Source organism: Massilia sp. CT11-108, from assembly GCF_047302915.1.
GTDB lineage: Bacteria > Pseudomonadota > Gammaproteobacteria > Burkholderiales > Burkholderiaceae_D > Telluria > Telluria orientalis.
The window spans coordinates 1-8,217 of the sequence record NZ_JBKYMO010000254.1 but is presented as its reverse complement, the minus strand read 5'-3'; the positions used below and the strand labels follow the sequence as shown (position 1 = coordinate 8,217).

General features: G+C 67.9%; 9 protein-coding genes and 1 pseudogene. 7 read left to right on the top strand and 3 right to left on the bottom strand.

Annotation, left to right across the window (positions count from 1 at the left end; all coding sequences use genetic code 11):
• On the bottom strand, positions 1-872 hold an 872-nt coding region (locus tag ACEN88_RS19205; protein WP_413342071.1), incomplete at its 3' end, for an amidohydrolase family protein.
• A gap of 89 nt (positions 873-961) precedes the next feature.
• Between ACEN88_RS19205 and ACEN88_RS19200 the strand changes: the two genes are divergently transcribed.
• Positions 962-1,375, top strand: coding sequence for a hypothetical protein (locus ACEN88_RS19200; RefSeq protein ID WP_413342069.1), 414 nt, complete (start codon positions 962-964; stop codon positions 1,373-1,375).
• A gap of 10 nt (positions 1,376-1,385) precedes the next feature.
• Here ACEN88_RS19200 and ACEN88_RS19195 read toward each other — a convergent pair whose 3' ends face one another.
• Both ACEN88_RS19195 and ACEN88_RS19190 read right to left on the bottom strand, forming a co-directional pair.
• Complete coding sequence (locus ACEN88_RS19195; RefSeq protein ID WP_413342067.1) at positions 1,386-1,769, bottom strand: hypothetical protein; 384 nt, start codon at positions 1,767-1,769, stop codon at positions 1,386-1,388.
• Positions 1,770-2,564 (bottom strand): 3-hydroxybutyrate dehydrogenase, encoded by a 795-nt coding sequence (locus ACEN88_RS19190; protein ID WP_056135375.1) that lies wholly within the window; start codon positions 2,562-2,564, stop codon positions 1,770-1,772.
• Positions 2,565-2,718: 154 nt separating this feature from the next.
• Here ACEN88_RS19190 and ACEN88_RS19185 point away from each other — a divergent pair, with 154 nt between their 5' ends.
• From ACEN88_RS19185 to ACEN88_RS19160, 6 genes and pseudogenes are all read left to right on the top strand, one after another.
• On the top strand, positions 2,719-3,591 hold the full coding sequence (locus ACEN88_RS19185; RefSeq protein WP_413342065.1) for an alpha/beta fold hydrolase: 873 nt from the start codon (positions 2,719-2,721) through the stop codon (positions 3,589-3,591).
• A 73-nt stretch (positions 3,592-3,664) separates the two neighbouring features.
• Positions 3,665-4,015, top strand: coding sequence for a RidA family protein (locus ACEN88_RS19180; RefSeq protein ID WP_036228482.1), 351 nt, complete (start codon positions 3,665-3,667; stop codon positions 4,013-4,015).
• A 9-nt stretch (positions 4,016-4,024) separates the two neighbouring features.
• Positions 4,025-6,265 carry a RelA/SpoT family protein gene (locus tag ACEN88_RS19175; protein ID WP_413342063.1) on the top strand — a complete coding sequence of 747 codons (2,241 nt, stop codon included), beginning with the start codon at positions 4,025-4,027 and terminating at the stop codon, positions 6,263-6,265.
• Positions 6,266-6,346: 81 nt separating this feature from the next.
• Positions 6,347-7,072, top strand: a complete 726-nt coding sequence (locus tag ACEN88_RS19170) for an ABC transporter permease (RefSeq protein ID WP_413342073.1) — start codon at positions 6,347-6,349, stop codon at positions 7,070-7,072.
• 13 nt (positions 7,073-7,085) lie between these two features.
• Complete coding sequence (locus ACEN88_RS19165) at positions 7,086-8,021, top strand: MlaD family protein (RefSeq protein WP_413342062.1); 936 nt, start codon at positions 7,086-7,088, stop codon at positions 8,019-8,021.
• Positions 8,021-8,217 (top strand): annotated as a pseudogene (locus tag ACEN88_RS19160) (hypothetical protein); the annotation flags it as partial. The gene ACEN88_RS19165 and the pseudogene ACEN88_RS19160, both read left to right, overlap by 1 nt.

Here is an 8,217-nt window from a genome sequence, read left to right as displayed (position 1 = left end):
GCCACCTTGCGTTCCAGCATCAGCCTGAACGTCGCTTCACTGGCGCCGTAGCCGTGTTCGATCGTGTCGACGCCGGCCAGCACGGCCAGGCGGATCGCGTCGTCGCTGCTCGCGTGCGCCGCCACCTTGCGGCCACCGGCGTGCGCGGCCGCGACGATCGCCTTCATTTCCTCGAGCGTGAACGTGGGGCGCGTGCCGCCGTCCGGACCCGTGCGGTAGTCGGCATAGAACTTGATCCAGTCGGCGCCGTGGGCGGCCTGCTCGCGCACGGCCTTCGTCGCCTCGTCCGCGCCCGTCGCCTGCTGGGCGCCGTACGGGATGTCCATGTCCGGCCGATAGCTGCGCTCGGCCGGGCCGTAGCTCGCCGTGGCGACGATGGCGCGCGTGGCGACGAGCAGGCGCGGGCCGGGGATCTGTCCTTCCTCGATGGCGCGCCTGATGCCGACGTCCGCGTAGCCCGCGCCTTCCGTGCCGAGGTCGCGCAATGTCGTGAAGCCGGCCTGCAGGGTGTCGGCCGCGTGGCGCACGGCCAGCGCGACGCGGTAGGCCGGCGCTTCCTTCAGCACCTGGTCGTCCCACGTCGTTTCGTTGTAGGGGTGGAGCAGGACGTGCGAGTGCAGGTCGATGAGCCCCGGGATCAGGGTCTTGCCGGGCAGCGCGATGCGGTCGACGTCGGCGGGGACGGGCAGGGTCGAGGCCGGGCCCACGCCCTGGATGCGGCCCTGCGCGACGAGCACGCTCCAGCCGGCGTGCGGCGCGCCGTCGCCGGTCCAGACTTTATCCGGCGTGAGCAGCACGGGACGCCGGTCGGCGGCGTGCGCGCCCTGCATCGTGCAGCCCAGCAGGGCCAGCGTCGCCAGGAGTGCTCGCATCATGTGTCCTTTCTCGTCGTGTGAAGCGAAAAGGCGATCATAGCCGAGGCGGGACGATCACGCCCGGCAAGGCGCCAGGCGAGGCGGATGTGCCGTACCAGGCCGAGGACGTCATCGAGATCGTGCCCTACGATGCCGATCACGTGTACGTGCGCGCCCACCTCGATTTCTACAACGGCCACATGTGCGACATCGCCGGCATGGGCCGGTATGAACAGGGTGCGTTCGTCTACCACGATCCGGCGCCGTCGCCGCTGCCGGAAGCGCCGCAGTGCGCGTTGCGGGTGCGCGTGGCGCACGGCCAGCTGACGCTCACCGACCGTGCCACGCCCGACGCCGTCTCGAGCTGCCGGGCGTACTGCGGCGTGCGCGGCAGCCTGGAGTATTCGATTGGCCTGGACAAGCGCCGCCCGGTCCGCTACCTGGACCGGCTGAAGGCGTCGCGTGAATACCGGAAGGCGATCGACGACCTGCACGCGACCGAGCCGCGGACGGCGCCCTGACCGGACAGTATCATTCGAGATCCTGCATCGATTGCGCGATACCGGTCTCGACGTCATGCAGGAACGCCGCGCCCTTGGCCGACAGCGCGATGCCGGGCACGGCCAGTTCGACGAGGCAGGCGAGGGCCTGCCGGAACCATTCCATGTCGGTGCCCATCAGCGGCAGCGCGTGGGCGTCGACGAGGTAGTGCACGGCGCGGGCCAGCAGCGCCGTGTCGCGGCCGGCGTTGGCGACGAGCAGCGCGAAGTCGGCCGCTTCGCGTTCGAAGCGGTCGGCCAGCGTTTCGAGGATGTCGCGCGACACCTGCGGCTGGCCTGACGCGAGCACGACGTGCGCGAGTTCCAGGCAGGCGTCGTGCAGGCCCGGAATCTCCAGGGGTTCGTCGATGGGCATTTATTGCGCGACCCAGCCGCCGTCCATGTTCCACGCGACGCCGCGCACCTGGTTCGCGGCCGGGCTGCAGAAGAACACGGCCAGCGCGCCCAGTTCTTCCGGCGTGACGAATTCGCCCGACGGCTGTTTTTCCAGCAGCAGGTTTTTCTTCGCCTGCTCGTTGCTGATGCCCTCGCGCGCGGCGCGGTCGTCGACCTGTTTCTGCACGAGCGGGGTCAGCACCCAGCCCGGGCAGATCGCGTTGGCGGTGACGCCGGTCGGGGCCGTCTCCAGCGCCGTCGATTTCGTCAGGCCGACGAGACCGTGCTTGGCGGCGACGTACGCCGACTTCTGCGCCGATGCAACGAGGCCGTGGGCCGACGCGAGATTGATGATGCGGCCCCAGTTCTTCTGCTTCATGTAGGGCAGCGCGAGGCGCGTGGTGTGGAAGGCCGAGCTGAGGTTGATGGCGATGATCGCATCCCATTTCTCGACGGGGAAATCCTCGACGTTCGCGACGTACTGGATGCCGGCGTTGTTGACGAGGATGTCGACGCCGCCGAATTTCTCAAGCGCGAAGGTCATCATCGCCTGGATCTGGTCCGGCTTGGACATGTCGGCGTTGTGGTAAGCGGTCTGTACGCCGAATTCCTGGCCGATGTCGGTGTACAGCTTTTCGATCTGCTGCGCGTCGCCGAAGCCGTTGAAGACGATGTTGGCGCCTTGCTCGGCCAGCGCGCGGGCGATGCCGAGGCCGATGCCCGAGGTCGAGCCGGTGACGAGTGCAGTCTTGCCGCTTAACATGGTGGATTTCATTCGTTCCTCTTTCTCGTGGACAGTTTCTATGAGAGCCGGGTGGTCCCGGGCCAGACTTGGTAGAATTCTAATCGCTCCACCGGGTAAAATGTTGGCGGCCGCCTGGTCGTTGATGTTTCCGGCGGATGCATGGTGATCGTCGGAACTTTTGAAAATGAGCGAACCGAAGCTGAAATCCGTGCTGTGCAGTTCGCCCGTCGGCCTGCACCGCATGGCATACAAGGAGTGGGGCGACCCCGCCAACACGAACGTGCTCGTCTGCGTGCATGGCGTGACGCGCGTGGCGGACGATTTCGACGCGCTGGCGCGGGCCATGAGCGACCGCTACCGCGTCGTCTGCCCGGACGTCGTCGGCCGCGGCCGGTCCGGCCGGCTGCGCGACCCGGCGCATTACGTCATTCCGCAATACGTGGCCGACATGGTGACCCTGATCGCCCGCGTCACGGCCGGGGATGAAGGCGTCGAGTGGTTCGGCACGTCGATGGGCGGCCTGATCGGCATTGCCCTCGCGTCGCTGCCGGGCAGCCCGGTCCGCCGCATGGTGCTGAACGACATCGGGCCCGTGCTGGACCCGGTGGCGCTGGCGCGCATCGGCGACTACATCGGCCAGGCCATCCGCTTCGCGACCTTCGCGGAAGGGGCCGCGTACGTGCGGACGGTGTCGACGCCGTTCGGGCCGCACAGCGACGCCCAGTGGGACAAGCTGGCGCGCGACGTGCTCGTGCAGCAGCCGGACGGGCAATGGGCGCTGCACTACGACCTCGGGCTCGCGCAGCCGTTCAAGGCCATGACGCCGCAGAAGGTGGCGCAGGACGAGGCGCAGCTGTGGGCCGCGTACGACGCGATCCGCTGCCCCACGCTGCTCGTGCGGGGCGAGCACTCCGACCTGCTGGCGCGCGCGACGGCGGAAGAGATGACGCGGCGCGGACCGAAACCGCGCCTGGCGGAGATCGCGGGCGTGGGCCATGCGCCCACGTTCCTGCAGCCGGAGCAGATCGCGATCGCACGGGAATTTTTGACCGGCTGAGCAAGCCGGAGGTGTTCGGCTCCACGGCCGGGCGAAACGGCCGCAAGGCCTGGTTTTATTACTAGAGAAAAGCATGGAAATCAAACGACTGCACGTAGGCAAACGACTGTCCGAAGTCGCCATCCACAATGGCACGGTGTACCTGGCCGGCCAGGTCGCCAGCGACACGACGCAGGACATCCTCGGCCAGACGCGCGAAGTGCTGGGTCACATCGACCGCCTGCTGGCGGAAGCCGGCAGCGACAAGAGCCGCATCATCTCGACCCAGATCTACATCACCGACATGGCCAACTTCCCGGCCATGAACACCGTGTGGGAAGCGTGGGTCGTGCCGGGCCAGACGCCGCCGCGCGCCACCGTCGAAGCCAAGCTGGCCGATCCGGCCGGCCTGGTCGAAATCGTCGTCGTGGCCGCCCAGGCGTAAGCACACGCGATGGTATCGATTGTCGCGCTCGGCGACGCCACCTCCCAGCTGGTCCATGGCCTCGGCCCCGACGACTGCGCGCGCGTAAAGGGCGCGCTCGACTTCGCGGCCGAGCGCTATGTCGAACGCACGGCCGGCACCGGCCAGAGCGCGTTCGAGTTCTCGCTGGGCGTGGCCGGCACGCTGGCGTTGTTGCGCAGCGATGCCGAGACCCGCATCGCCGGCCTGCTGTTCGAGCTGGCGATCGTGGACCCGGGCGTGGCCGAGGCGCTCGAGGAGCGCTTCGGCAAGGAAGTGGCGGACATGGTGCGCGGCGTGCACCAGCTGATCCGCCTGCGCGACCTGACGGCGGCCCAGGCCCCCGTCGGGCGCGGCAAGAATGCGGCCCAGGAGGCCATGGCGCAGGTCGAAACCCTGCGCAAGATGCTGCTGGCGATGGCCAGCGACATGCGCGTCGTGCTGATCCGCCTCGCCTCGTGCGTGACCACGCTGCGCTACTTCGCGGAGCACAAGCGCTTCGACGACGTCACGCGCAACTACGGCCGCGAGGTGCTCGACCTGTACGCACCGCTCGCCAACCGGCTCGGCATCTTCCAGCTGAAGTGGGAACTGGAAGACCTGTCGTTCCGGATGATGGAGCCGGACACCTATAAACGCATCGCCAAGATGCTCGAAGAGAAGCGCATGCTGCGCGAGAGCTTCGTGGCGTCGTCGATCGAGCGCCTGCAGAAGGAACTCGCGGCCGCCGGCATCGAGGCCGAAGTGTTCGGCCGCCCGAAGCACATCTACAGCATCTGGAAGAAGATGCGCGGCAAGGAGCTCGATTTCTCCGAGCTGTACGACGTGCGCGCGTTCCGCGTGATCGTCGGCGACATCAAGACCTGCTACACGGTGCTGGGCGTCGTCCACAACATCTGGACGCCGATCCCGAAGGAATTCGACGACTACATCTCGCGCCCGAAGGCGAACGGCTACCAGTCGCTGCACACGGTCGTCACCGCGGAGGACGGGCGCCCGCTGGAAGTGCAGATCCGCACGCAGGAGATGCACAACTTCGCCGAGTACGGCGTCGCGGCGCACTGGCGCTACAAGGAAGAAGGCGGCTCGAATTTCAAGAGCCAGGAATACGACGAGAAGATCGCGTGGCTGCGCCAGCTGCTGGCGTGGAAGACGGAAGTCGCGAGCGCCGTCACGGGACAGGAAGAGCTGCAGCGCGAGTGGGTCGAGAAGCTGAAATCGACGACCCTCGACGACCGCATCTTCGTGCTGACGCCGCAGGCGCGCGTGCTCGAGCTGCCGGTGGGCGCGACGCCGATCGACTTCGCCTACCACCTGCACAGCGAGGTGGGCAACCGCTGCCGCGGCGCCAAGATCGACAACGTGATGGTGCCGCTGAATACGCCGCTGAAAAACGGCCAGACGTGCGAGATCATCACCGCGAAGGGGCCGGCCGGCAGCCAGGGGCCGTCGCGCGACTGGCTCAGCCCCGGCTACACGGTCAGCAGCCGCACGCGCTCGAAGATCCGCGCCTGGTTCCACGCGCTGGAACTGGCGGAGACGCTGGCCCACGGCCGCGCGCTCGTCGAAAAGTCGCTGCAGCGCGAAGGCAAGACCGCGGTCAACCTGGATACGCTGGCGCACAAGCTGGGCTTCGCCAAGGTCGACGATTTGTTCATCGCGGTGGGCAAGGAGAAATTCAGCCTGCGCCACGTGGAAGCCGCACTGCACGACGCGGCGCCGGCGGCCCCGATGCCGGACGAAGCCGTCGTCAACAAGAGCCGCGCGTCGAGCGTGGAGCAGGGCGCCAAGTCGGGCGTGCTGGTCGTCGGCACGGAAGGCCTCATGACGCAGCTGGCGCGCTGCTGCAAGCCGGCGCCGCCGGACCCGATCATGGGCTTCGTCACGCGCGGCAAGGGCGTGTCGATCCACCGCGCGAGCTGCAAGAACTTCGCCGAGATGGCCGCGCGCAATCCGGAACGCGTGCTCGAGACGGAATGGGGCACGACGGGCCTGGAGACCGTGTTCCCGGTCGATATCTTCATCCTCGCGGCCGACCGCCAGGGCCTGCTCCGCGACATCTCGGAAGTGCTCGCGATCTCGAAGATCAACGTGATCGGCGTGAACACGCAGAGCAGCAAGGGGACCGCGAAGATGGTGTTCACGGCGGAGATCAGCTCGACCGGGCAGCTGCAGAAGGCGCTTGCGGCGATCGCCGAGGTGAAGGGTGTCCAGGAAGCCCGGAGGACATAGGTGCCCATCACCTCCCTCCTGTACGTCAAGCCGCGCCTCTGGGGCCACCTGGCCGCGCGCTACGTCGCCAGCTGGTGGTCGATGCTGCACCTGGGCGCCGTGGCGCTCGTGATGGCGCTGACGCCGTCCACTTACCACCGCGCCAACCGCCTCGCCACGTCGCGCTACATCTACGCGAGCACCTGGCAGGTGCTGCCCTGGTTCACCGTGCTGACGGCGCTCGTCAGCCTCGTCATCATCCGCATCGTGCTCGTCACGGCGCAGAGCTACGGCCTGTCGCGCTATGCGCTGGAAATGGTCGTGCGCGTGCTCGTGCTGGAACTGCTGCCGCTGTCGGCCGCGATGTTCGCCGCGCTGCGGGCCGGCATGGCCTTCGATGCCGGTGCCATGGGCCTCGCGCGCAGCGGCGTGCCCGCCGGCGAAGCGACGGCCGAGACGTTGCGTCGCCTGCGCCGCGACCTCGTGCCGCAGGTGATCGCCAACGCGTTTTCCGTGCTGAGCCTCGCGATGGTCAGCAGCGTCATCGTGCTCGTGCTGGCGTACCTGAACGTGTACGGCCTGTCGCCATGGGGCCTGCCGGACTACACGCGCACGGTGGGCCGCGTGTTCGACCCGACGGTGACGCTCGGCTTCGTGTTCAAGACGGTGCTGTTCGGGCTCGCGGTGGCGGTGATCCCGAGCGCCGCCATCCTGGAACTGCTGCGCCGTCCGCGCCGCTTGCACACGAACGTGCAGCCGGGCGCGCTGCGGCTGCTGTTCGTGCTGCTGCTGATCGAGGCCAGTTCGCTGGCCGTCAAATACATCTAACGACATTCAAACGATGAGCGACAAAGACACCCCTCCCGACGAACCGAAACACGTGGAAGCGAAGGCGCTGTTCCTGCTCGTGCTGATCGGCGCGCTGATCGTGGCGTTCTTCCTGTACGTGATGTATGCCCGCGGCGTGTTCGAGAAGACGCAGGAACTGGTGCTCGTCGCCGACGATTCCTCGGGCGTCATCCCGGGCATGGACATGACGTTCGCCGGCTTCCCCATCGGGCGCGTGCGCCAGGTGGAGCTGGGCAAGGACGGCAAGGTCAACATCCTCGTCGACATCGCGCAGAACGATGCGAAATGGCTGCGCACGACGAGCGTGTTCACGCTCGAGAGCAGCGTCGTCGGCGAGACGCGGCTGCGCGCGTACAGCGGCGTGCTGACGGATCCGCCGCTGCCGGACCACGCCCAGCGGCCCGTGCTGCGGGGCGACGCGGCGGCCGAGATCCCGCGCCTGATGGCGACGGCGCGTACCTTGCTGGAAAACCTCGAGACGATGACGCGCGCCGATTCCCACATCGGCAACACGCTGGCCAACGTCGATGCGCTGTCCGGCCGCCTGTCCGGCCGCTACGGCGTGCTGGGCACGGCGCTGGGCGGCGACGCGGAGGCGGAAAAGCTGCTGCAGACCCTGCACCGCGTGGACGCGCTGCTCGCGAAGACCGACCAGCGCGTGTTCGGCAAGAAGGGCGTGATGGACGATGCGCAAGGTGCGATCCGCGAATTGAACGGCCTGCTGGCCGACGCGCGCGGGACACTCCAAAAGGCCGACGGCGTGCTGGCCGAGGCGCAGGCCGTCGCGAAGAACGCGCACACGGCCACCGACGACCTGGGCCGGCTGCGCGGCGAGGTCGATGCGAGCCTGCGCAAGGTGAACCGCCTCGTCGACGAGATCAACCGCAAATGGCCGTTCAAGCAGGACACGGAGATCAAGCTGCCATGATGACCAAGCCTCTTATCGCTGCCGCGCTCGTCGTCCTGTCCGGCTGCGCCAGCAAGCCGCAGCCGCCCGCCTGGGAAGGCGATGCGAAGAGTTCCCTGGACGGTTACACGGACGATTTCCTGCGCGGGGACTCTGGCGCCGCCGACGCCGAGTTCGCGCGCGGCCGCGCGAGCGCCAGCACGGGGCGGTTCGACAT